At 31.7% G+C, this 23227-nt stretch carries 22 protein-coding genes and 1 tRNA gene; 15 read left to right on the top strand and 8 right to left on the bottom strand.

The annotated features are described in order from the left end of the window. Nucleotides 1-104 precede the first annotated feature (104 nt). Nucleotides 105-1586: a helix-turn-helix domain-containing protein gene (locus QLS65_RS03355; RefSeq protein ID WP_282710989.1), complete on the top strand. Its 1482-nt coding sequence runs from the start codon at nucleotides 105-107 to the stop codon at nucleotides 1584-1586. 77 nt (nucleotides 1587-1663) lie between these two features. On the opposite strand, the gene QLS65_RS03350 is transcribed toward QLS65_RS03355, so the two are convergent. Next, nucleotides 1664-3025, bottom strand: a complete 1362-nt coding sequence (locus QLS65_RS03350) for a hydroxymethylglutaryl-CoA synthase family protein (RefSeq protein WP_282715202.1) — start codon at nucleotides 3023-3025, stop codon at nucleotides 1664-1666. Nucleotides 3026-3394: 369 nt separating this feature from the next. On the opposite strand from QLS65_RS03350, the gene QLS65_RS03345 reads away from it, so the two are divergent. From QLS65_RS03345 to QLS65_RS03335, 3 genes are all read left to right on the top strand, one after another. Continuing rightward, nucleotides 3395-4060 (top strand): succinate dehydrogenase cytochrome b subunit, encoded by a 666-nt coding sequence (locus QLS65_RS03345; protein ID WP_099714165.1) that lies wholly within the window; start codon nucleotides 3395-3397, stop codon nucleotides 4058-4060. 12 nt (nucleotides 4061-4072) lie between these two features. After that, nucleotides 4073-6073 (top strand): fumarate reductase/succinate dehydrogenase flavoprotein subunit, encoded by a 2001-nt coding sequence (locus QLS65_RS03340; RefSeq protein WP_282710986.1) that lies wholly within the window; start codon nucleotides 4073-4075, stop codon nucleotides 6071-6073. A gap of 86 nt (nucleotides 6074-6159) precedes the next feature. Then, nucleotides 6160-6906 carry a succinate dehydrogenase/fumarate reductase iron-sulfur subunit gene (locus QLS65_RS03335; protein ID WP_099714167.1) on the top strand — a complete coding sequence of 249 codons (747 nt, stop codon included), beginning with the start codon at nucleotides 6160-6162 and terminating at the stop codon, nucleotides 6904-6906. Between the two features lie 92 nt (nucleotides 6907-6998). On the opposite strand, the gene QLS65_RS03330 is transcribed toward QLS65_RS03335, so the two are convergent. Next, on the bottom strand, nucleotides 6999-7562 hold the full coding sequence (locus QLS65_RS03330) for a hypothetical protein (protein ID WP_282715200.1): 564 nt from the start codon (nucleotides 7560-7562) through the stop codon (nucleotides 6999-7001). A gap of 71 nt (nucleotides 7563-7633) precedes the next feature. Here QLS65_RS03330 and QLS65_RS03325 point away from each other — a divergent pair, with 71 nt between their 5' ends. Then, nucleotides 7634-8404: a nitrilase family protein gene (locus QLS65_RS03325; RefSeq protein ID WP_282710984.1), complete on the top strand. Its 771-nt coding sequence runs from the start codon at nucleotides 7634-7636 to the stop codon at nucleotides 8402-8404. A gap of 2 nt (nucleotides 8405-8406) precedes the next feature. On the opposite strand, the gene QLS65_RS03320 is transcribed toward QLS65_RS03325, so the two are convergent. Further along, complete coding sequence (locus QLS65_RS03320) at nucleotides 8407-10071, bottom strand: Ig-like domain-containing domain (RefSeq protein ID WP_282715197.1); 1665 nt, start codon at nucleotides 10069-10071, stop codon at nucleotides 8407-8409. A 211-nt stretch (nucleotides 10072-10282) separates the two neighbouring features. Between QLS65_RS03320 and mce the strand changes: the two genes are divergently transcribed. The 8 genes from mce to QLS65_RS03280 all read left to right on the top strand — a co-directional run bounded on the left by mce (nucleotide 10283) and on the right by QLS65_RS03280 (nucleotide 16514). Continuing rightward, the gene (gene mce, locus QLS65_RS03315) at nucleotides 10283-10684 is read left to right on the top strand and encodes a methylmalonyl-CoA epimerase (RefSeq protein WP_282715196.1); all 402 of its coding nucleotides are present in this window, start codon (nucleotides 10283-10285) and stop codon (nucleotides 10682-10684) included. 142 nt (nucleotides 10685-10826) lie between these two features. Beyond that, nucleotides 10827-10900: transfer RNA gene (locus QLS65_RS03310), tRNA-Ile, on the top strand. Between the two features lie 166 nt (nucleotides 10901-11066). After that, on the top strand, nucleotides 11067-11795 hold the full coding sequence (locus QLS65_RS03305) for a hypothetical protein (protein WP_282715194.1): 729 nt from the start codon (nucleotides 11067-11069) through the stop codon (nucleotides 11793-11795). A 92-nt stretch (nucleotides 11796-11887) separates the two neighbouring features. Continuing rightward, entirely contained in the window at nucleotides 11888-12175 is a 288-nt protein-coding gene (locus tag QLS65_RS03300; protein WP_143376224.1) for a helix-turn-helix transcriptional regulator, read from the top strand. Between the two features lie 89 nt (nucleotides 12176-12264). Continuing rightward, the gene (locus QLS65_RS03295; RefSeq protein WP_282715191.1) at nucleotides 12265-13473 is read left to right on the top strand and encodes a primase-helicase family protein; all 1209 of its coding nucleotides are present in this window, start codon (nucleotides 12265-12267) and stop codon (nucleotides 13471-13473) included. Between the two features lie 206 nt (nucleotides 13474-13679). Next, nucleotides 13680-14573, top strand: a complete 894-nt coding sequence (locus tag QLS65_RS03290) for a toprim domain-containing protein (protein WP_282715189.1) — start codon at nucleotides 13680-13682, stop codon at nucleotides 14571-14573. Nucleotides 14574-14739: 166 nt separating this feature from the next. Further along, nucleotides 14740-15258 carry a BfmA/BtgA family mobilization protein gene (locus QLS65_RS03285; protein WP_282715187.1) on the top strand — a complete coding sequence of 173 codons (519 nt, stop codon included), beginning with the start codon at nucleotides 14740-14742 and terminating at the stop codon, nucleotides 15256-15258. Beyond that, entirely contained in the window at nucleotides 15258-16514 is a 1257-nt protein-coding gene (locus QLS65_RS03280) for a DUF5712 family protein (protein WP_282715185.1), read from the top strand. The genes QLS65_RS03285 and QLS65_RS03280 overlap by 1 nt, the downstream gene beginning before the upstream one ends. 60 nt (nucleotides 16515-16574) lie before the next feature. Here QLS65_RS03280 and QLS65_RS03275 read toward each other — a convergent pair whose 3' ends face one another. From QLS65_RS03275 to QLS65_RS03260, 5 genes are all read right to left on the bottom strand, one after another. Next, nucleotides 16575-18269: a hypothetical protein gene (locus tag QLS65_RS03275; protein ID WP_282715183.1), complete on the bottom strand. Its 1695-nt coding sequence runs from the start codon at nucleotides 18267-18269 to the stop codon at nucleotides 16575-16577. Continuing rightward, nucleotides 18260-18502 (bottom strand): ABC-three component system middle component 6, encoded by a 243-nt coding sequence (locus QLS65_RS16175; RefSeq protein ID WP_428831867.1) that lies wholly within the window; start codon nucleotides 18500-18502, stop codon nucleotides 18260-18262. Before QLS65_RS16175 ends, QLS65_RS03275 begins: the two co-directional genes overlap by 10 nt. Continuing rightward, nucleotides 18503-19093: a hypothetical protein gene (locus tag QLS65_RS03270; protein ID WP_282715180.1), complete on the bottom strand. Its 591-nt coding sequence runs from the start codon at nucleotides 19091-19093 to the stop codon at nucleotides 18503-18505. Beyond that, nucleotides 19083-19253, bottom strand: coding sequence for a hypothetical protein (locus tag QLS65_RS03265; RefSeq protein WP_282715178.1), 171 nt, complete (start codon nucleotides 19251-19253; stop codon nucleotides 19083-19085). The genes QLS65_RS03270 and QLS65_RS03265 overlap by 11 nt, the downstream gene beginning before the upstream one ends. A 217-nt stretch (nucleotides 19254-19470) precedes the next feature. Further along, nucleotides 19471-19875, bottom strand: a complete 405-nt coding sequence (locus QLS65_RS03260; RefSeq protein ID WP_282715176.1) for a helix-turn-helix domain-containing protein — start codon at nucleotides 19873-19875, stop codon at nucleotides 19471-19473. 180 nt (nucleotides 19876-20055) lie between these two features. Here QLS65_RS03260 and QLS65_RS03255 point away from each other — a divergent pair, with 180 nt between their 5' ends. Together QLS65_RS03255 and QLS65_RS03250 are read left to right on the top strand one after the other, a co-directional pair. Next, nucleotides 20056-20616 carry a hypothetical protein gene (locus QLS65_RS03255; protein ID WP_282715175.1) on the top strand — a complete coding sequence of 187 codons (561 nt, stop codon included), beginning with the start codon at nucleotides 20056-20058 and terminating at the stop codon, nucleotides 20614-20616. Between the two features lie 35 nt (nucleotides 20617-20651). Continuing rightward, nucleotides 20652-22274: a hypothetical protein gene (locus QLS65_RS03250; protein WP_282715173.1), complete on the top strand. Its 1623-nt coding sequence runs from the start codon at nucleotides 20652-20654 to the stop codon at nucleotides 22272-22274. Nucleotides 22275-23227 lie beyond the last annotated feature (953 nt).

The raw sequence follows: 23227 nt of genomic DNA, 5'->3' as shown, positions 1-23227 counted from the left end.
ACACTACAATGTTACAAAAAGTTTTTTACAAAACAAGCGAACGTACGCTAAAAATGAAAAATATTTTTTTTGGCGAAAATATTTTTTTAGTATATCTTTGAGATATGAACATAGAAAAGGATTATATCAAGTTAATTTTTGGCTTAAAACTGAAGCAGGCTCGTACCAATAAGAATCTGTCATTATTTGGTTTGGCAAAAATCACAGACCTTTCAAAATCGTATTTGAACGAAATTGAAAAAGGAAAAAAATATCCTAAAACGGATAAAATCATTCTGTTGTCTGAAAAACTGGATGTTTCTTATGACAATATGGTTTCGTTGAAACTGGATAATAATTTGGCACCTATTGGAGAAATCCTGAAATCTGGGATTCTAAAAGAGATTCCTCTGGAGATTTTCGGGATTCAGGAAAATGATCTTATCGATATTATTGCCAATGCTCCTGCAAAAGTCAATGCGTTTATCAGCACGATTATTGAGATTGCGCAACATTATAATTTGACAAGAGAGAGTTTCTTTTTGGCTTCGTTGCGTTCGTACCAAGAAGCGCATACAAACTATTTTGAAGATTTAGAGCAGAAAGTGTTGCAGTTTTCCAAGGCGTTTCATGTAAATATTGACACCAAGATTTCGATTGAAGAGCTCACAGCGATATTAATTGAAGAGTACGGTTATACCATAAAAGAACTCGTTTTTTCTGAGCAGGAACAATTGGGAGATTTGAGATCGATATTTGTGCCAAAAAGCAAGACGCTATTGCTTTCATTAGATATTGACGAGCCTCAAAAGGCATTTATTCTAGCCAAAGAAATTGCGTATAATTACCTTGAAATCACCGAAAGGTTATATACGTTCAGTTGGATTAAGTTTGATAATTTTGACCAAGTCCTGAATAATTTTTACGCTTCCTATTTTGCCGGAGCGTTGCTTATTCCAAGGCAAAAATTGATAGATGAACTGAATTTATTTTTGTCAAAAACTGACCCGAAGCCTCAGGAAATGATTGCTTTGATGAGCGGATTTAATGTTTCGCCTGAATCGTTCTATCAAAGATTGACTAATATTTTACCAAAAGACTTTCAGTTAAAAAATCTCTTTTTCCTACGATTGTCCCATCAGATAGGAACGGATACGTATCAAATAAAAAAGGAATTACACATTACCAATCAGCAGGAACCACATGCGAATGAAATGAATGAACATTACTGCCGAAGATGGGTTTCTATACGCACGATTGAGGAATCTTTGAGGCAAAAGAAAAATCACTTTTTTGATGCGCAAATCTCCAGTTATGAAAACAGCAAAAATGAATATCTTGTTTTTTCATCGGCAACGCCGGATCCGTTTAAGGTAGATTGTATTCGTAGTATTTCGGTAGGAATATTGATTACACCTGGAATGAAGAAAAAATTCAAGTTTATCGAAAATGATTCAATCAAGAAACAGGTTGTTGGGGTTACCTGCGAAACTTGTGCTGTTAAAAATTGTTTGGAAAGAGCTTCGCCTCCAATTCATTTAGAGCAAAAAATGCGCAATGAAAACACAGATTTAATTGTGCAGCAATACATGACAAAATTCAGTTAAACATATTCTGTATTTAAATAAAAAAAGCACCGAAAGTTCAACTGTGAATTGTCGGTGCTTTTTTGTTGAAGTATAAATTAATCTACCCATTTGTAATAGCGAGCGCCAATTAAATTAGGAATTTCGTTTTCAATTCGGTCCAAAGTCCATTCGTTTTTAGGCGTTTGAATGCTGGTTTTTTGCTCCTTTTTATGTAGTTTGTTGTAGGTGTCAAAATCAATTTCAAAGCTTTTTTCTATTGTTTCAAAAAGATTGACACCAGCAATTGCTAATTTCCAGTCCGGTTGAATCGTTCCTTCAAAAACTTTCGATTTTGAACCGCTTCCATACGCCAGAAAACCAAATGTGCTGCCGCTTATTTCTTTTTCAGTATCGTAAAAATGAGCCAAAGTTGATAGTAATCCCATGAAAATAGAACCTGTGTATAGATTTCCAATTAATGAAGAAGCAATTTCTGCGGGCATTAATTTTTCGTTTACAAATTCCTTGTAGGCTTCTGATTTACTGATTTCTTTCAGTTTATTTTGATATTCTGATGCATCTTCATTACCGGAAATAATTGTTTTGGAAGCATCCAAAGCATATATTTCAGATAACATTCGGCGTCCCTGAAAAGCATAAGGCAAATGCATGACGATGCTTTTCCAGGAATCATAAACAGTTTCGGTGGTATTTTTTAATTTTTTGAATGAAAAATACGCATCTCTGGTTCTGTCCATGTAACATTGATTCGAATATTGTCCGTCAAAAACAGGTTGGTCTTTGTGAATTTCAATTTTACTTTCTAAATTTTCAAACCATGGTTCGTTATTTGAATTCCCAGTAATTGCTGTTTTCGAAATCGTTCGGTACGGTTTGAAAAAGTCAAAAACTCCTTTTGTGCTGGTTGCCCAAATGTTTTCGAAAGCAATGATTCTTGGATTTGCAGTAATCAACATTGCCAAAGCTCCGGCGCCTTGCGTGTATTCTCCGGTAGAGTTTAAATCGTATTTTGCAAAATCAGTTGTGACAACAATTGCTTTTTTTGTTGGATTCAATGTTACAAAATCAATACAGTTTTGCATGGCATCAATTCCGCCAATACAGGCAAAGGTAAAATCAACCACATCACATTCTGACAAAGTGTTTTCTCCAAATTTTTGTTCCATCAATGCAATCAAAAATGAGCTTATTGGTTTTGAGCTGTCAATGGTGCTTTCTGTTCCTACATAAATTCGGGCGATTTCATTGAGGTTGATGTTGTTGTCTGAGATTAATTTTGTCAATGCATTGGCGCCAAAAACAACTGTATCTTGATGTGTGTCCGGCAATGTCATTTTGATTAAACCTAGTCCTTTTTCCAGTTTTTCGGGTTCGATATTTCTGGCTTTTGCCAAAGTGTTTATAGGTAAATGTATTTTTGCAACATCAAAAGAGATGGCGTCAATTCCTGTTTTCATTCTTCAATTTTTAACGTGTAAAGTTAAAAACGCATTGTCTCGATACAATTATTTTAGGGACATAAAATCATCATGCCGGGTGTTTTTATTGATTTGGAAATAAAGAACAATAAAAATTATTGAATTAGTAATTTCAGGCTGTTTGAGGACTAGTTTTCGGTCAATTTCGTGGCGTATTATTTAAGATTTTTTTCTTTTTTGTTTAACTGTTTTTCGGGCTGTTTTTGGATTTATGTTTGATATTTAAGAATTTCTTGATATTTTGTGTAAAACACTTTAAAATCATTATAAATAACAGCGAAAAGGTTGTAGTTACTGTCTAATTGCTTTATTTTTGTAGAATTTTTTAAAACAAATTATATAAATCTTATGGCAAAATCTGCATTATTGAAATCGTCAATAGCAAAAAAAGTAGCTATGGCACTTTCAGGACTTTTTTTGATGTTGTTTCTAGCACAGCATTTTTTTATCAATATGACATCGGTTTTTAGTTCCGATACTTTTAATTCGATTTCTCATTTTATGGGAAATAATCCATTAGTTCAATTCGTAATACAACCTATTTTGATTGTAGGAGTGGTTTTTCACTTTATAATGGGTTTTGTTTTGGATTTCAAAAACAGAAGTGCCAGACCAATTGCATATGCAAAGAACAACGGAGCGGCAAATTCTTCTTGGGCATCAAGAAACATGATTATTTCCGGTTCAGTTATTTTAGCGTTTTTGGCATTGCATTTTTACGATTTTTGGGTTCCTGAAATGGTGTACAAATATGTAGATGTTAGTCCATTGGATGAAACAAGGTATTTTCATGAGCTAGTGGCGAAATTTGAAAGTCCTGTTCGTACAGGATTGTATATCTTGTCTTTTGTATTGTTAGCGGTACACTTAAACCATGGATTTAGTTCTTCTTTTCAATCAGTAGGATTTAATAATAAATATTCTAAAGGATTGAAAAATTTCGGATTAGGATTTGCTTATGTGGTTCCTTTCGGATTTATTTTTATTGCGCTTTTTCATCATTTCAATCATTAATATTCAATTATAATGGCATTAGATTCAAAAATTCCGAATGGTCCAATTGCGGACAAATGGACAAATTATAAAGATCATATTAATTTAGTAAACCCTGCTAACAAACGTAATTTAGATGTAATTATAGTTGGTACAGGTCTTGCTGGAGGTTCTGCTGCTGCAACTTTAGCAGAATTAGGATATAACGTAAAAGCTTTTTGCTTTCAAGATTCACCACGTCGTGCGCACTCCATTGCTGCACAAGGGGGAATTAATGCTGCAAAAAACTATCAAGGAGATGGAGATTCAACTTTCCGTTTGTTTTATGATACAGTAAAAGGTGGTGATTATCGTGCTCGTGAAGCAAACGTTCATCGTTTAGCTGAAGTTTCTACAAATATTATTGACCAGTGTGTGGCACAGGGTGTTCCACTGGCTCGTGAATATGGTGGATTGTTAGACAATCGTTCTTTTGGAGGAACATTGGTTTCTAGAACTTTTTACGCAAAAGGACAAACAGGACAACAACTCTTATTAGGCGCTTATTCTGCAATGAATCGCCAGATAGGTCGTGGAAAAATAAAAATGCACAACCGTCACGAAATGCTTGATTTAGTAATCGTAAACGGAAAAGCAAGAGGAATTATCGCCCGTAACTTAGTTACCGGTGAAATCGAAAGGCATTCAGCGCATGCGGTTGTTATTGCCTCTGGTGGTTACGGAAATGTATTTTTCCTTTCTACAAATGCAATGGGAAGTAATGCTACTGCAGCTTGGAAAATCCATAAAAAAGGTGCTTTCTTCGCAAATCCTTGTTACACACAAATTCACCCAACTTGTATCCCAGTTTCTGGAGATCACCAATCGAAATTGACATTAATGTCAGAATCATTGCGTAACGATGGTCGTATTTGGGTTCCTGCAAAATTAGAAGATGCAAAAGCGATTCGTGAAGGAAAAAAGAAACCAACGGATTTGTCTGAAGCAGAAAGAGATTATTATTTAGAAAGAAGATATCCGGCTTTTGGAAATTTAGTACCTAGAGATATTGCTTCTCGTGCTGCTAAAGAAAGATGTGATGCAGGTTTTGGAGTAAATAAAACAGGAGAAGCTGTTTATTTAGATTTTGCTGCAGCGATCCAAAGATATGGAGTTGACCAAGCAAGAATCAAACATTTAGACGAGAAAGACACTGCCTTAGTTATTAAATTAGGAACAGAAGTTGTTGCTAATAAATATGGTAACTTGTTTCAGATGTACGAAAAAATTGTTGATGAAAATCCATATTCAACTCCAATGATGATTTACCCTGCGGTACATTATACTATGGGTGGAACTTGGGTTGATTATAACTTACAAACTACCATTCCAGGATGTTTCTCTATTGGAGAATCTAATTTCTCTGATCACGGAGCAAACAGACTTGGGGCTTCTGCTTTGATGCAAGGTTTAGCTGATGGATATTTTGTATTGCCTTATACTATCGGAGATTATTTATCACCAGATATTAAAATGGGTCCTATATCTACAGATTTACCTGAATTTGTTGCTGCTGAAAAAGGGGTGAAAGATCAAATCGAAAGATTTATGAACAATAAAGGAACACATTCTGTTGATTATTTCCATAAGAAATTAGGAAAGATCATGTGGGACAAAGTGGGTATGGCTCGTAACACAAAAGGATTAAACGAAGCGATTGTAGAAATTGCTGCTTTGCGTGAAGAGTTTTATAACGAAGTAAAAGTTCCTGGTGATGCTAACGGTTTAAATCAAGAATTGGAAAAAGCGACTCGTGTTGCCGATTTCCTTGAATTGGGAGAATTATTCGCTAAAGATGCTTTACATCGTAATGAATCTTGTGGAGGACATTTCCGTGAAGAGTACCAAACTGAAGAAGGTGAAGCGCAACGTGATGATGAAAACTTCGCTTACGTGGCAGCATGGGAATACACAGGAAAACCAAGTGAAGCTGTTTTGCATAAAGAGCCGTTGGTATTTGACAACGTGAAATTAGTTCAAAGAAGTTATAAATAATAGTCTATTGTCTAACGTCTAAAAGTCAAATGACTCAATGTCAATCGACTTTCGACTTTCGACTTTATGATTTTCAAACTAAAAATATGAAACTTACATTAAAAATATGGCGTCAGAAAAATGCCGCTGCAGAAGGAAAAATAGTTGAATATCCGATAGATCATATTGAACCAGACATGTCGTTTCTTGAAATGCTTGACATTTTAAATGACGAATTAATCATGAAAGGGGATGAGCCAGTTGCATTTGATCATGATTGTCGCGAAGGAATTTGCGGAATGTGTTCCTTGTACATCAATGGTGAAGCTCATGGACCGGATAGAGGTGTTACTACCTGTCAATTGCACATGAGAATGTTCAAGGACGGTGATACTATTTTTATTGAGCCATTCAGAGCTAAAGCTTTTCCTGTAATTAAAGATTTAGTTGTAGACAGAAGTTCTTTTGACAGAATTCAACATGCAGGAGGATTTATATCTGTAAATACATCTGGAAATACTATTGATGCAAACACAATCCCAATTAACAAAAAAGATGCTGATACTGCTTTTGATTCAGCTGCTTGTATTGGTTGTGGAGCTTGTGTAGCGAGTTGTAAAAACTCATCAGCTATGTTATTTGTTGCTGCTAAAGTCTCTCAATATGCTTTATTGCCACAAGGACGAATTGAAGCTACTGACAGGGTTTTAAACATGGTGAGCCAAATGGATGCCGAAGGTTTTGGTAACTGTACTAATACTGGAGCTTGTGAAGTAGAATGTCCAAAAGGAATTTCTCTTGAAAATATTGCTCGAATGAACAGAGAGTATATGTCGGCAAGTTTGAAAGGATAATAGTATTCTTTAAGAATATAAAGTTGAAAAAACGCATTCATTAAGTTGAATGCGTTTTTTTTTATGACTAAAAGTAAGGTTTCAGCATTTGTTTAGTCTTTCCATCCCCAAGGTGCAGAAGGTGTTGGGACTGCTTTTGTAATGTCAAATTTTACGGTAAACAATCGGTCTGAACCGATGCGTCTTAGATTATAAGTAAAAGAAGTTTCGTCTAAAGTAATCCACCAGACATTTGCAGCGGCATTTGGGATTAAATCACAAGTTTGTTGATCTGCGGGGAAAAACTGAAGTGTAGATGTACTAGAGTTAGAGGTTGTTCCGCCGTATTGTGTGGCTTTGTCCTCAGAACCATCTTCGTGGCGGTGGTCGTGTTTCAATTGAATACGGTCATTTTTGTAGGCTAAGACCCAAGTTCTGGATTTATCCTCTCCTACAAAAAATGGAATCCGAATCGTGTTTTCGTCACAATTGCGAATGTGCATTACTAATTTTTTATCTCGAAAAGTGTCATTGGCAGCGCCTTCTTTTACTTCACCTTCAAATGATTTGCCGCATTGTTTTTGCAAATTTTCCCAAAATTGTTTAGCTCCTGATTTTTCTTGTCCAAAAATCAGAATAGAACATAACAGTGAGCAGACAAGAAGTATCTTTTTCATAAAGTTGTTTTTTGCTAATATAATGAACTTATGGTATTGTGATATTTCTTATTTTTATAAAAAATAAAACAATGCAAGTCATCCTTATCCAAGCTCCTTTAATTTGGGAGAATCCAAAGTTAAATCGCGATTATTTTGAGACCAAAATAAATGAAATTGCTTCGGCAGTTGATTTAATTGTATTACCAGAAATGTTTACGAGCGGTTTTACAATGAGTCCGGAAAATGTTGCTGAAACAATGCAAGGCGAAACAATAACTTGGCTTAAAGGATTGGCGAAAGCCAGAAACTGTGCCATTACAGGAAGCTTAGTTATAGTGGAAAACGGAAATTTCTACAATCGATTAGTATTTGTATTTCCTTCCGGAGAAATGCAATTTTATGATAAAAGGCATTTGTTTACTTTGGCTGGCGAAGACAAAGTCTATACAAGTGGTGACCAAAAAATAGTGGTGGATTATTTGGGTTGGAAAATTTGCCCATTGATTTGTTATGATTTACGATTTCCTGCTTTTTCCAGAAATTCAGAGGATTATGACGTGTTGATTTATGTGGCAAGTTGGCCAAAAATCAGAACGAATGCTTGGGATGCTTTATTGAAAGCCCGAGCGATAGAGAACATGAGTTATGCGATTGGTGTGAATAGAATAGGAACTGATGCGAATGATTATGAATATATTGGTCACTCGCAAGCAGTCGATTTTCTTGGAAACTATGTCTTGGCACCAGAAGAATCTGAAGGTTTATTTTCAGTGGTTTTAGACAAAGAAAAAATGCTGGAAACCAGACAGAAATTAGGTTTTTTGAACGACAGAGATGCTTTTGAAATAAAAAGTATTTAGCTCTAGTTTCTCTTCTCGGTTTTCTTTTCTGTTTTCTTTTTAGGTTCGGGAGTGTAAGGAATGCTCAAATCAAAAACTTGATTTACATCCCAGTTAGCACGAACATCGATTTCCTTGGAAAAATAAATCACTTCTTCGGCTTGGCGTTTTTCCAAATAGTTACCGGAATCCCATTCCTTATTTTTATTAGTGTCATAAATAGCGCGTAATGTATAAAGCGTAGGTTCGATTAAATTAAATTCTACCGTGGTGTTTTTTTCGCTGTATTCAGTCGCTAAAACATCTCCTTTTAGATTCGTCAGTTCTACAATGACAGGAAATTGTTTTACATTTTCTAATACCACTGTAAGATTTCCGTAATCGGAGGTGTTTCTCGTATTTAGTTTATAGGTCAGCGTATCATTCGATTTTTCGAAAAAATCAGTTAACGCTCCAGGCAAAATTTCAAAAGTATAATTTTCTAAAGGTTCTTTTTTAAAGTCAAAATACAATTTCTGATTAAACTCGTCATATTCAGTGGTAAAAGGGACTGCGATTTTTGCATTGTTGATTAAACTTATTTTAGAATTCTCAATTCGAATTAATGGAGCTGAGCTTTCTAAAGTAAAACGCTCTCGGAATTTTAAGTTGCCAGTTTGTAAAGCAGAGATACTTAAGGTGTCTTTTTTTTGGTCTTTTATTTTAAAGGTGAAATTGGCTTCGTATTTGTCTTTGGCTACAGCCAAATTTAGCGAATCTACTTTGATGGGTTTGTACCAAACTTGAAGGGAATCCTTTTTTGGTAATTTAGTAATGATATTGGAAAGGACTTCCGTGTTGTTTTTCAAGATTAATTTTGGTCGGGCAGCAGCAGAATTTACGATACCTTCATATCCTAAAAACAATCTGTTTCCAGATGCTTGAGTTGGTTTGAACGTTTTGAAAGGCAGTGTTTCCTTGAATAATTCCAACTCGTAAAGGGTGTCGTTTGGAATAGTGATAAACGCTTTGCTGAATCCAATTTTATCCGTTTTTGGATTGTATTTGTTGTTGCTGTTGTAGTCTTTCATAGCCACAAGAAGATACTTTCCAGCTTTTAGATTCTCAAGACGAAAAGTCTTCAAGCTGTCTAAAGTATTAGTCACATATCTTGGGTTTTCATTGTAGACTACTGAATCTTTAAAAGTGTCATTCACGTCATAAAGCATAACCGAAACGAATGATTCTACTTCTTTATCATAAGCGCTTTTTACAGTTCCGCCAAGGCTTAAAGAGTCGATATAAGCACCAGTTGAAAACACATATTTGAATTGATTTAACGGATTTCCTTCGTTATTGTCAGCGATACTTTGACCAAAATTAAAGCTGTAAGTGGTATTAGGCTGTAATGTATCTTTGATTTTTATAGTAATCGTTTTGCTTGGAGTGGTAGGCAGAATTGACGGTTCGTATTTCATTGGTGGTGAAATAATCAATTGCTTGTTAAGATTTTTGAGTTTAATGTTCTCGTCAAAAACTAGTTTGATTTCGTTTCCTTTGAAATTTTTATTGAAATTTTCAGGAAAACTTACTTTTAAAACAGGGGCAATGGTATCTTTTAAACCGCCAGTGATGGAGCCTCTTTTTGCGCATCCAACAATAATTAAAAGCAATAGAAAGAAGGAGTATTTTAAATTGTTTTTCAACATATCAAATCATAATTAGAATTTACAAAATAACAATTATAATTCATGCAATCGAAATTTTTTATAGAATTATTATGAGCGATTTAATTCCGCTTACTTTTTAGAATGCTTCCCTTTTTTTTGTTTTTAATGTTTAATTTTACATCAAATAAGTTTTGTTACGGCTGGCTTACTGCTTGAATTTAAAACCAACGTTGAATAGATAGTATAAATAATGAGAAAAATAGAACATATAGGGATTGCTGTTAAAGATTTAGAAGTATCAAATTTAGTTTTCGAAAAACTCTTTGGTGGTCCGGCTTATAAATTTGAAGATGTAGAAACCGAAGGGGTGACAACTTCTTTTTTTATGAACGGGCCCAACAAAATTGAACTTCTTGCCGCAACCAATCCAGAAAGTCCCATTGCCAAGTTTATAGAAAAAAAGGGAGAAGGGATTCATCATATTGCTTTTGATGTTGAAGATATTGTTTCAGAAATAGCGCGTTTGAAAAAGGAAGGGTTTGTAGTCTTGAATGAAATTCCTAAAAAAGGAGCTGATAATAAGCTCGTTGCATTTTTGCACCCAAAAAGCACTAATGGTGTTTTGATAGAATTGTGTCAGGAAATAAAATAATTTAAGCACATATAAATGAGTAGTATTCTAATATTCAGTTGGTTTCTGTTTTAAATAAGCTAATAATTGAACTATATTAAAATCTAAGTCAAAAATATTTGGAGCAAATGAAAAATAGTAGTAATATTGCACACTCTTAACCGGTCCTATAGCTCAGCTGGTTAGAGCACCTGACTCATAATCAGGTGGTCCCTGGTTCGAGCCCAGGTGGGACCACTAGTAAAATCAAGCCTTTACAGCAATGTAAGGGCTTTTTTGTTTTCATCAGTACAATATATGTATAACAAATTGCTGACTTCGTAAAGATAGTAAACTTTTCATTCTGTTTCAATTAGCTGTATTTTTTAGTATTTTTACTTTTCAATTAAAAATAATTAGCGTTATGGCAAGAATAATTGAAAAAATTTTCTTCTTTCTTCATCAACGAATACAAAAGGTAGATACTAAAATAACCTCCAAAAAGGTTTCACTTATTTTAGCCCCGCTATTACCTATTTTGGTAGTTATACACAGTGCTTTTCAATTATACAATGGTAATTTTATTTTATTCTATTTAATACTTCTAATTTTAGGAATTATTTATTCATTTTTACTTACAGTATCATCCACGTATTTTTTAAAAGGTGATAATATTTTTAATCGATATAATAGAGAAAAGTCAAATAGTAATTTATCTCAGTTCCAAAATACATCAAAGTCTTCAAACAATATATCTGAGAAAAAAGTAGCTGATTTAATTGAGGCTAATAGAGAGGCAATAAATTACTATTATGTTGAATTTAAAAAGATTGAACTATTTAACGATGACACATTATTAATTGACTTTCAAAGTTTGATTGCTAATTGCTTAAAAAAAGTTAAGAACAATTATTTTTTTAAATTAGAAATAAGCGCTCAGGAAACACACGGTTTTATCAATGAATTTATGATTCCTTTCTTGATAAAATTAGATCCAAACAGTGTAATTCCTAAAAAAAGTATAGCTTCTCTGTTACAATATAAAAAAGCAGGGAAATATATTCCTGTAAATGAAAAATCATTATCCGATAAAAATAGAATAACCGTTACCCTTTTTCAAAAAAAGATATACGAAAGTGTTCAAAAAATGTAAATCCCCTGAATTATTATGTGACCAAGTCGCAATTCCACGTTTCATCTAGTTTCATTCCAATAGTTTAGCCTCATAATTCTAAAACAAAAATTATGAACCCACAAAAAATTATTGAACAGTTAAATGAAATTAAAATGATGATTACAAAAGGTAATCAGTTCCAAAAAGAGATTTTTACTATTAAAGATCTCATGAACTATACAGGCTTTTCAGATAGTACGATTCACAAATTATCTGCTAAAAAATTAATCCCTCATAACAAGCCAACCAACGGGGCTTTATTCTTCGATCGAGTTGAGATAGTTGAATGGATTAGAAAGCACAAAGTCTATTCAGATGAGGAAGTTTTGTCTAAATTTTCCAAGCAGTTAAAAAAATAAAAGTGTTCAATTCCGCTAAATTGTAACGCTTTATTTTAATTCTAACTATGTTATATCCTCCAAAGATACAATAAAAAACATTGTACAAAATGAAAGAGAAATATTTACGAATAGGTACGTCCTATTTTAAGAAATCCCTGTACCCTTTATCTTCAGGTGATTTTGTGGAAATTTTAGTTATATGGTCTCCAGAACTGATAAGGCAAGATCATGGTAAAAATGTTCTTTCAGAAATTGAAAGATATGATGGTTTCATTTGTATTCCTGAGAACCGTCCTGAATTTTTTTTAAAAAGAATTCAGGATTATTATAATACTTATCATCAAATAAGTAAATCACCTTGTGAAGGAGATATTGAAAATACTCTTAGTTTTTTAGCTCATATTTTTGGAGAGCAATTGGAATTAGGAATTGATTATCTACAAATTATTTATTTAAGACCAACTCAAATTCTTCCAATTTTATGTTTAGTGAGTAAAGAACGTAATACTGGCAAGTCTACTTTCTTAAAATGGCTTAAAGAAATATTTGAATACAACCTCACTTTTCTGACCAATAGTGATTTCACCTCAAATTTTAACGCTGATTGGAGTTCCAAACTTTTAATTTGTATTGATGAAGTATTATTCAAGACAGATGAACTAACCGAGCGAATAAAGTACCTATCTACAACCAACACTCATAAAACAGAAGCAAAAGGAAAAGATAAAAAAGAAGCATCATTTTTTGGAAAATTCGTTTTGTGTTCAAACAACGAAACCTCATTTATTAAAATTGACTCGGATGAAATTCGCTTTTGGGTAATAAAGGTTAATAAATTTCAAAAAGAGGATGTTGGTATTTTACAAAAACTAATCGATGAAATTCCAGCATTTTTACATTTTTTAATCAATAGAAAACTATCTACTGAAAATCAATCACGAATGTGGTTTACTCCAGATCAGATTAAAACAAAAGCGTTGTTAAAATTGGTAAGGTATAATTCAAATCAAATTGAAAGAGAATTAGTTAATGTTTTATTGAATACAATGGAAAGTTTGGACATTGAAAATTTAGATTTTAGCTTCTCCGACTTATTAAACATTTTAAACAAGTTTAAGATTAGATATGATGCTGTTGAAATAAAAAATATTATACGCAAAAATTGGAAGCTAGAGCAAGCAAAAAATTCAAACCAGTATCAAAAAGTAAGCATCACTAACGACCTTGATTTTTATCAAAACGTAACAAAAGGTCGTTATTATTCGATCACTAGAGATTTTTTATCTGATTATAATGATGAATTGATGACAATATAGAATTTAGCCAACAACAGTAAGGCTTCTGTTTGTCATCACTTTGTCATCAAAAAATAAAATGATGATAAAAAATGATGACTGAATTTTAAAAGTGATGACATGATGACAAAATGACGACGTGTAAAACCACTGTTACTATTGGGTTGATGGTACTTTGTCATCAATTCATCATTTTTTTTATTTTTTAAACCCGCAAAAATACTGCAATGAATACAACACAAGCAAGAGAAATACCAATAGAAAAAGTTCTTCAAAATTTAGGGTGTGAACCCACTAAATGTAATGAAACTGAAAGTTGGTACCTGTCTCCATTTAGGATTGAAAAAACAGCTTCATTTAAACTCAATAGAAAAATTAACAGATGGTTTGACCATGGGGAACAAGTTGGAGGAAACGTAATAGATTTTGTAATTCAAAAGTTTGGATTTAATGTTACAGAGGCTTTGACCTACTTAGAAAAATTTGACACTCTTTTTTCTTTTCAAAAGCAAATTTCTGAAATCCCAATTAAAGAAAGTAACACTAATCAAATTGAAAAAATAATTCCAATTCAACATTTCGCTTTATTACAATATCTGGAGAGTAGACGTATAAAATTTTATAAAAATATTGAACAGCTAAAAGAAGTACACTACATTATTAATGATAAAAAATACTTCGGGATTGGATTTCAAAATAATAGTCAAGGTTGGGAAATAAGATCCAAATATGCGAAGATTTGTTTGAAAAAGAAAGATATAACTTTGATTCGCAATGGTTCACAAATACTTAGGGTTTATGAAGGTTTTTTTGACTATTTGTCGTTTCAGCAAATTTGGCATAATCTACCAATGGAGGAATCAGATTCTTTGATTTTAAACTCTGTAGCATTACTTGAAAAGAATACTTCTATTCTACAAAATTATAAAATAATCGAATTGTTTCTAGATAATGATGAAGCTGGAGACAAATACACTAAATTGATTTCAACTCAATTTCCAGGAGCTAAAGATGGTAGGATTACTTATTCAGAATGCAAAGATTTAAACGAATTTTTAGACAAAAAAAATATGTCTAAAAGAATAGAAATCTCTAAGATATCGCAATCTAAATGTCTCTAAAAGAGTAGCAAGTAGGACAGGGGCGGAAAAACCCCTATCCTACTTGCTCTGCGAGGCTAGAGCCTTGAAAATAAGGCTTTCTTTAAGAATGAAGGTTATAAGGTTTTATAATTTAAATATAATTAAACCCATAATAGCCTGATTAACATAATTAAAAATTATAATTATGACTAAAAAAAGTATTATTATAGATGAAAAAGCGCATTCAGAACTTGGGAAATTATCTGAAGGTTTACAAATGAATTTGGGTGCTCTTATACAAGAGATGATTTATTATTTCAAAAAAACAGGTATCGATCCCAAAGATGCTGTAAACAAAAATCCATCTTTAATGGTTGCCGCTTTAGATAAAAGGATAGTCTCTTTTTTAAAAGTTCAAGAAAGAGATATTTTGAAACCATTAAGACAAGATGTTTTTAATTATCAAAATGCTCAAAAGGAAGAAATTTCAAAATTAATTATTTCGATAGATAAACTCCTAAACCAACATTCAGAACGAATAACTGAAATAGAAAAAGCTCATTTTGAGAATCTTAATAAAATAAATAGCAATGATAAAGAAAGAACTAAAATGGTAATTTCTGAATTACAAAAAAACAGACAAGCGATTTTGCTTATTTGTCAACTATTAGACGAAAAAAACAAATCCGGTACTTTGGGTAAAATTAAATCTCTTTTTTCATAATGCCAATATCTAAACCACATAGTACACTTGGAGCTGACAATAAAGGAAGTTGTTCCAACTTGGCTATTTACTTAGAAAAGGAAAATGAAGAATTAGATAGAATCATCAAAAAGTCTTCCTCAATGAGTGAAATATCTCAATTAGAAAATAGGAAACAAGGCTTCTTTACGGCTTCAGCGATTAATATCAGCACGATAGATGTTATTAGTTCTATCGATAATAATAAAAGAAAATTAGGCGCAAATGATGCTAAATATTTTGCTCCAACAATTAGCTTCAGCGAGAATGAATTGAGTCATATTGCCTTTCTGGCTACTGGTAAAAGGGAAGTTACAAGTGTTTTTGACTTAAATTTATCTGAACTAGAGCAATTTAATAATCTTATAAGAGAGTATGGACGCAAAGTAATGGATAACTATGCTTTGAATTTTAATCGTCAAGACAAAGGAATTAAAACGGGTGCTGATTTAGTTTATTTTGCAAAAATTGAGCATTTTAGAAAATACAAGGGTACAGATAAAGAGGTTATTAATGGAAAGGAAATTTCTGGAGAGTATAAAAAGGGTCTTCAATCTCATATTCACATAATTGTTTCCAGAAAAGATAAAACACAAATATTAAAATTAAGCCCTACTTGCAATGAAAAACAAACCAATAGAAAAATTGGCAATAACGAATATCAAGTGGGATTTGATAGAGTAAAATGGATCAATTCGAACGAAAAAACTTTTGATGAACATTTTAATTATAAACGAAAAGAACTTGAAAAATTTCAAAATCAAAATATTTTAAAAAATGGAAGCCCTCAGGACAAGCATGAAATCAATAAAAAAATAGAAATAGAATCGATCAATATGGATGATATAAAAAAACAAATTAGGAATGCTCATTTCAATGTTTTGATGTTAAAACCAAACAATTTAAAAGAGTATCAGCAACGAATGATAAAATTTGCTATTCAAGTTTTACCAACAATAAATAAAGGTGATTTCACCCAAGAGAATCACTTTTTTCACGAACAATCAAGGATAGATTTCAAAGCTAGTGAAATTGATCAAAACTTAAAACTCCATGAATTATTTAGTGCTGATAGTAAAACAACTAAGCAAGTGCAACAAACTGAACCGTCATTAGAGGATTGGAAGATTAACAACGAAAAATTAACATCCATTTTATCATCACTTTCTTTTGAAATCGATCCAGCTGTTGATAATGAATTGCCAAAAAGAAAAAGAAAGAGATCAATAAGACGATGATTTAATATAAAAATAAACAGTATAAGAAATCATTTTAATAAAGGTAAATTTCTAAACTAATTAAAATCTAAAAAACTTATCGTTTTCAGACAATTCTAAAATTGTGTGATTTTGAATATACTCATTTCCAAGAAATGATAACCTTTCCTTTAAAACTGAAATAATAAATTGTCCATTAAGTTTATCCGCAATTTCAAATACTTTTAGTATTTGATTTTTGTGAATAATTTCCATCTTATCATGGACAACAAAACGAGGAAAATTTAATCCCATAGTTTCAAAATAATCTATGAATGCAAAGTCTAGAGCGATAATGTCAGTTTTTTTATAACCATCACCAACATTACCTTTAATATTGTCAAATTCAAATTTTCTTGATTCGGGATTATAGAGTATGTAGATTTGCTCTCCGTGAGTTTGGAAAGTATAGTTTTTAAAATGCTTATTGAATATTTCCTGAATATTCTCATTAAGAGCATCTAAATAAGTTTTAAAAATTTCATTAACTTTTTCTAGTTCGTCTGTGTTATCCTCAATAGACTTTTGGATTTTTTTAATTTCGTCTATTTGACCAACAATTTTCCCTCTATTAGTATACAATTCATTAAGTTCTTCTCTAACTTTTATTAAATCATCGAAGCTCCCTGTGTTATCTAATAAAGTTAAAATTCTTGATTGTTCATCCAAAATTGGCTTCAATATTTGTTCTTTCTGTCTCTTCTCTTTTTCAAGTTTTAAAATGTGCTTTTCAATATAATTTAATTTATTGTAAACCATTTTATTGTGAAATTCTAAAACTTCTTCGAAAGTTTTTTGAATTTCTGGAATTAACACTTTAGCTTCTTGATATAGATTTTTAATTATTTTGGGATCTATATTGCTTTTACTTTCAGTAAGTTCGTTTTTGGATTTATTACTTAATGATAATTTTAAATTGATATTCGCAATTTCAGATGAAAGCTCTGTGCTGTCTGATTTTACAAATTTTAATTTGTCTAATAAATCATCATAGGTTTTAGGAAGATTAAAGGTTTTTATTATACTTTCTTGAAGCGAAATAGATTGATCGATTTGTATTAATCTACTTTCTAATTTAGGTAATATACTTTTACCACTCATTTTTTTTAATGAGGCATTTAATTTTTTTATTTCTGTTAAAATATTTAATCTTTTACTGATAATTTCTTGATCTGGAAAACCAAATAAATATAGATACATAGCCTCATAATCATTATCACTTTTAAATGTTGATAAGACTTTTAATAGACTTGATTCAGAATGTTGGTCAGATCTTACAAATTTTTTTATTATAGTTCTAAAACTAATTTTCGTCTGCGCAGCTGGTATCCCGAAAAACAATTCATTTAACTTAAAGCAATATTTTTTTAAATCAGAATATTTAACATTATCTATAAATAAATCATTTTCAGAATTAAAGCTTCTTCGTAGTTTTATTATGCTATTGTCATTGGATAGTAAGTCTAATTCAAAAATAACATCTTCGTTAAATAGAAAATCTTTGACTTCGATATTGTCATTACCTGTTTCTTTATCTTTGTATAAATCTTTCCCTGTAGAACCAAGACAAAAATCGATTGCTCTAATGAATGTGGTTTTTCCGACATTATTGCCAGATTCAGAATTCATAACTCTAATGGGAGTTGAGTCTACAATTAGATTTAATCCTTTCTCGTTAAAAAGAACATCTCTAATGATTTTTTCCCTCCTGCTTACAATTAATTTTTTTAGAAGCATCTTTTAACTTTTGTGTTATTATATATATCAATAAAACCTATTATAAATAACCAGTCTAAGGCGTATAGAAAATAACTAAAACTTAAGTTATCTTTTGCAAATTCAGATATATATAAATTATACAAAGATTTAGTATCAATAGTTCTTCTATTGATAACATTGAAAATTTCTATAATCCTACCACCAATTACATAGAGGCTTTTTTCTGGGGCAATATCTTGTGGTAATAACATTTAATTGTTAGGATTTTCTAATACTTTACAGTCCACAAATGCATGACAAACTATCGTAAAAATATTTAAATTAATGCTTTCTCCACTTAAATGCGCGACCTCTTTATTGTTTGAACCTATACTTATCAAAAGCGAACTAATGACATTTGAAATGATTGTATCAGCAAAGTTATTTATTAGTTCTTTTTTACTCATTGTAGAATTATCCTGAAATAAATCACCGAGAACTTTTAAATAAATAGAATTTATATAATTCAAAAAAACCTTTTTTTGACCAGGCGTTTCAGTATTTAAGGATTCATATGCATTCTCGAGGTAGTAAGCATTCTCACTATAATTTGATTCAATTAAAAAGCGATAGGTCAAAACATTATTGAAACTAAGTTTTTCATCAATATCTGGTGGCAAACTACGTCTTTCATACTGGCTATCATTATCAGTAATTCCATTAAATATAAGAAGTACTAATTTGTTTAGATCACTAGGGTTGTTAGGAAGTGAAATTAGTTGATGAATATATTTATCATCTACTACAATTTGAGTAATCTCCTGATTATTATTAAACCCGAGAATGGATTGTCTATTTAACACTTGTTTTTATTGATTGTTTATTTTCCTTACCAATTGCAGATTGATTGTTTATATCGCCTATTGTTTTATTTAGAGTATATACTTTAGACACTGCAAAAATACTAATGAAAAATCCTAGTATACCGCAAAAATCAGCTATTAATGATATTGTTTCTCCCATATTATGAATCTTTTTAAATTATATGAATTATGTAAAGTTATCTTTTTTTAGATAACAAAATTTCACATTTTTTTTAAACTTTAGAATTGAGACAAATGAAATTCCCTAAAAATAAAATTTGGGAGCAAATAAGAGACTCGAAAGTATCTTTGTTGAATTACTATATTTTATCAATGATTTTTTTTCTAATAATATTTTCCCAAAATAATTGTTAGAATTATTTACTGATTAATTTTTCAAGCCTTGCCATCATTTCATCTTTTTCCTTCAACATACGCTCGTATAACGCAATTTTTTCTTCATGCATCTTTAGCACTTGCTCTATAGGATTAAAAGTAGGATTATCATTTCTCTGATATCCAATACCATTATTACCAAAAGTATTTGCAATAACATTTACTGCTTGCTCCTCATCAAAGTTTTCAAACGCCTCAACAGGAATTTTTAGTGCATTTGAGATTTGCCTAAGAATATTATCTTCAATTACATCTTTCTGCTCCAACATAGAAATTTTCTTCTGATTCCAGTCTTCTCCCAGATCATAAGCCAATGCCTCTTGTTTAATTCCAAGCATTTCTCTGAAGCGTTTTACGTTTCTTCCCTGATGTATTTTCTGTTCCATAATGAGTATCAATTTTCTGAAGGCTCAAAGATAAAGCCATTTGGATTAAAAAGTCTGATGTTCAAAGGTAAAAAAATATCCTGTAAAATATCCCTTTTATCAGATATTATATCCGCTTTTCGAATAGATTATCCACTTTAAAGAGAAGAACTTCGCTTGTGAATATTAAATCTCCAAGGTATGAAAAAGAATAAAATATCCTTCGAAACAAGATTTTGGGCAGGGTTTATGGCAGGAAATCCATTTGAGGCGTTTGACGCGATTTTTGATTTTGCACATCTGGATTATTATAAACAGAATTTAAGTGAAGCAGTACTTCACTGCTATAAGAGAAAAGTTTTCAAACAGGATGCACCCTGCAATGCTTTTGTCTTTTACACTGCTATATGCTCTTTTCTCAAAGTCTGTTACTGCCTGAAGGCAAAAGACAAGAAATGGAAAGTAAAAGAGTCTTCCCGCTCTGAAACTGTATTTCATCTTTCTTCCCTGACCAAAGAAGAATTCGACAATCCTTTTTTGGTGCTTCAAAATGCATTTGAAGAGAGAACACTACAACAGTTCGAATTTTTCTTATGTGAAATCACAGAGCTTTCATTGTCTCCATATTATGTAGATCCTGACTCCGACCTGACGACACCTTATATCCATTTAATCAAAATGCTTGATGCGGGGGAACTAATGAGAGAAAGAGGTGTTGAGAGAATAAAGAAAACTGCTCAGACTGAACTTGCAACGGAATAAAACATCCTTTATCTAATCTTCAAAAACACGGTATAATGAAAACTCTAGAAAAACTTAATTTTCCAAAACTCGAAAATGAATATTTGGAAAATATAATCAGACAATTAGCCCATCAGTATAATGTTATTCAAATATTTTTTACCAAACAACAGTATTCGGAATTTAGTTGTCTTATTATCAATATTGAAAGCAATATAGATGCTCAAAAACTTCAGCAGAGTAAGTGGGTAAGAAAAGTTAAAGAACACCTTCAGGTTAATATAGCTTTTATCTTCTCCTCAAAACTTCGTCATCACTATTCTTTAGGTTCTCCTTTCCTTGCGTTTTACTGCCGTGAGTCTGCGGTTATCTACCAGAATAATGAGTTCGAAAATTCTATTTTCAAAGCAGAGAAATGGCAAAAATTCAAGAAGAGATTCAATGAGTATGAAAACAATTTTTACCACGATCACGATCTTCATGCGTGGCAGATTAAAAATCTCATTTCAGAAGGTTCTTCAAACAGCGTTTTTACATCCTATGCAAGACTTGTTCAATATGATCTTGACTATTTAGAAGAACTGTACTTAGGAAGTAAATCTGCTTTGCTGAGCTTAGATGAAAGGATCAACAATCTTATAGAATATATTCCTGATATTCAGAAATACTTCGTGAGAAACAACCGCAGCAAATTTTATCTTACTGATTTATTTACAAAAGCAAAAGAAGCGTCTGCCGATGATGATGTAATTTATAAGGAAGAAATGTATGAAGCTGTTGGAATTGCCCAGCGAAGTCTCTATTTTCTTGTGGAAAAAAGGCTTGCCGAATTAAAGAAGCTTATAAAGAAAGGACTGCATGAAAGTAATGAGGCTGTATATGAAATTGAAAAGAAGCCGGAGAATATAATTTTAGATACTGCAATAGAAACTATATTAGAGATGGCAGAAGTTGAAGAAATCTACTTATATCATCAAATTACCTACGGCGAAAAAACGACTTATTATCTGATGCTTATAGCTGTCGGGGCGGGTAATGAAAAATTAAAGCTAATCACTCAATCTCTAAAAAGCAAAATAGACGGAAAACATGATTTTGTTTTGTTAAGCCACAGCCGTTACTGGATTCAGACTAATCTGTATCAGAATCAGAGTTTCTTTTCCAGCATTATTCAAAACGAATATCTGATATATTCATCGAGTAAATATCTTCCTGAGTTTCACTGGGAGGTTCCTCACAATCCTTATCACGCTGATCTGCATTTTTATTATAAGCCGACCAAAAATATTGCCCTGCAATTTTTTGCAATAGCCAATGATGATAAAGAAAACTATCAAGGTTTAGAATACCTTTTTGCATTATTTTTCATGTCATTTTGCAGAACGTACATTTTTGTAAAAACGTATTACCTGCCTAATTATCTTTCTAATCAAACATTATGGCAGTTATGTCTCTATGCAGATTCAGACATACGAAAGTATAATTCTCTAATAGAGCAGTTCTGGACTGATTTCTTTCCTTATTTAGATAAGCATATGACCCTTCATCATAAGTTGTCTAAGCTCAAAAAAGAAGAGGCTCTTCAGATGAATGTTATTGTTGAGAAACTAATGTATGAATTGCACAACTTGGTTATTGAAGACGGGTTATTGAGCTTTGAGCAAGATGAACCAGATTAGTAAACGACAATTTTGGAATAGAACTAATTTTTAATTCAAAATTTAAAATCCATGATATAAATAAGAAATAATTCAAAATTTGTTTTCATAAGACGGAAGAGCCTCGCTATTATTGCGGGGTTTTTCTCATTTCAGTGATTTAAATTCATATTTCTCATCTATTACTAAAAGGTTGTATTGGTTTTATAAATTATTCAAGATGTAATTGTAACAATCAACCTTGGGAAACAACGGCTCGTACTCTTGACCTCCTAATAAATTTCTTTGTAACAAGTTATCAATATCCATTTTCGCATTTTCGTTTCTTTCTTAGAGTATTAGGCTAATATTTTGATTGTTACGTGCAAATATTAGACGGGAATTTATATGGATTGAGGGTAATGCGGGCTTTTGCGAACATTACTTTTCTTTTGCAAAGCATTTGCAAAAACTCGTTTTTTTATTCTCTAAAATTTTAGCGAATTTATAAATTCCAGTACTGAATTCTGGAAAAATACAAGTAGGTCAAACCGTAAATATCCGATTGACTAATTTTCCCGAGGGGTTTTTACAAGATGAAAAATAATAGTCATGAATTGGAAAAAACACAATACTGGAAAAAACACTATCAAAAATTAGTCCTGTATTAGTCCCGAAATGTGATAGAACTGGATTTAAAAGAATTGGAATTTTAAAAAAAACAAAAACGCTTGAAGAACTGTTAAATGAATTAAGTGGTTATTTTGATTAATCGGAGCTGGACAACTCCAGAATAGAATTCGAAAAGTTAATTTTCGGTAGAATACAACTAGGAACTCATTTGAAATTTATTCGTGTTATGTTTTAAAGAATTAAATAATTTTGAAAGCCCTTGTACTCAATTCGGGAAAGATACAACTCAATCAAAAAGACTAAAATGTAATAAGCTGATTACATTTCAGTTGGTTATATTGTATCAAAACATATTACTATAG

The organism is Flavobacterium algoritolerans, assembly GCF_030010385.1.
GTDB lineage: Bacteria > Bacteroidota > Bacteroidia > Flavobacteriales > Flavobacteriaceae > Flavobacterium > Flavobacterium algoritolerans.
This window is presented reverse-complemented; position numbering and strand designations above follow the sequence as displayed.